This is a genomic window from Variovorax sp. M-6 (assembly GCF_052114385.1).
GTDB lineage: Bacteria > Pseudomonadota > Gammaproteobacteria > Burkholderiales > Burkholderiaceae_C > Variovorax.
This window is the reverse complement of record NZ_JBFREQ010000098.1, coordinates 1-1,200: the sequence shown is the minus strand read 5'-3', so window position 1 is coordinate 1,200 and position 1,200 is coordinate 1. Positions and strand designations below refer to the sequence as shown.

1 protein-coding gene is annotated in these 1,200 nt (G+C 64.4%); it reads right to left on the bottom strand.

The features are described from left to right. Position 1: 1 nt before the first annotated feature. Positions 2–1,195 carry an elongation factor Tu gene (tuf, locus tag AB4Z46_RS35290; protein WP_442288205.1) on the bottom strand — a complete coding sequence of 398 codons (1,194 nt, stop codon included), beginning with the start codon at positions 1,193–1,195 and terminating at the stop codon, positions 2–4. Positions 1,196–1,200 lie beyond the last annotated feature (5 nt).

The following is a 1,200-nucleotide window of genomic DNA, read 5'->3' as shown; positions in this document are numbered from 1 at the left end:
ATCAGATGTCGAGGATCTTCGCCACGACGCCCGAGCCCACGGTGCGGCCGCCTTCACGGATGGCGAAGCGCAGGCCTTCTTCCATCGCGATCGGGTTGATCAGCTTGACCGTGATCGACACGTTGTCGCCGGGCATGACCATTTCCTTGTCCTTCGGCAGCTCGATCGCGCCGGTGACGTCGGTCGTGCGGAAGTAGAACTGCGGACGGTAGTTGTTGAAGAACGGCGTGTGACGGCCGCCYTCGTCCTTCGACAGAACGTACACCTCGGCCGTGAAGTGCGTGTGCGGCTTGATCGAGCCGGGCTTGCACAGCACTTGGCCGCGCTCGACTTCTTCGCGCTTCGTGCCGCGCAGCAGCACGCCGACGTTGTCGCCCGCCTGGCCCTGGTCCAGCAGCTTGCGGAACATTTCCACGCCSGTGCAGGTGGTCTTSACCGTCGGGCGGATRCCCACGATTTCGATTTCTTCACCRACCTTGATCACGCCRCGCTCCACCGCGCCCGTCACCACCGTGCCGCGACCCGAGATCGAGAACACGTCTTCCACCGGCATCAGGAAGGCACCGTCCACGGCGCGCTCGGGCGTCGGGATGTAGGTGTCCAGCGCTTCGGCCAGCTTCATGATGGCTTGTTCGCCCAGGGGACCCTTGTCGCCTTCGAGAGCGAGCTTGGCCGAGCCATGGATGATCGGGGTGTCGTCGCCCGGGAATTCGTACTTGTCCAGCAGCTCGCGGACTTCCATTTCGACCAGCTCGAGCAGCTCGGCGTCGTCCACCATGTCGCACTTGTTCAGGAACACGATGATGTAGCCCACGCCCACCTGGCGCGCCAGCAGGATGTGCTCGCGGGTCTGGGGCATCGGGCCGTCGGCGGCCGAGCACACCAGGATCGCGCCGTCCATCTGGGCGGCGCCGGTGATCATGTTCTTCACGTAGTCGGCGTGRCCCGGGCAGTCGACGTGCGCGTAGTGGCGGTTGGCCGTCTCGTACTCGACGTGCGCCGTGTTGATCGTGATGCCGCGCGCCTTTTCTTCAGGAGCCGCGTCGATCTGGTCGTAGGCCTTCGCTTCGCCGCCGAACTTGGCCGACAGCACGGTGGCGATCGCCGCCGTCAGCGTCGTCTTGCCATGGTCCACGTGACCGATCGTGCCCACGTTGACGTGCGGCTTCGTGCGGGTGAATTTTCCTTTTGCCATTTTCT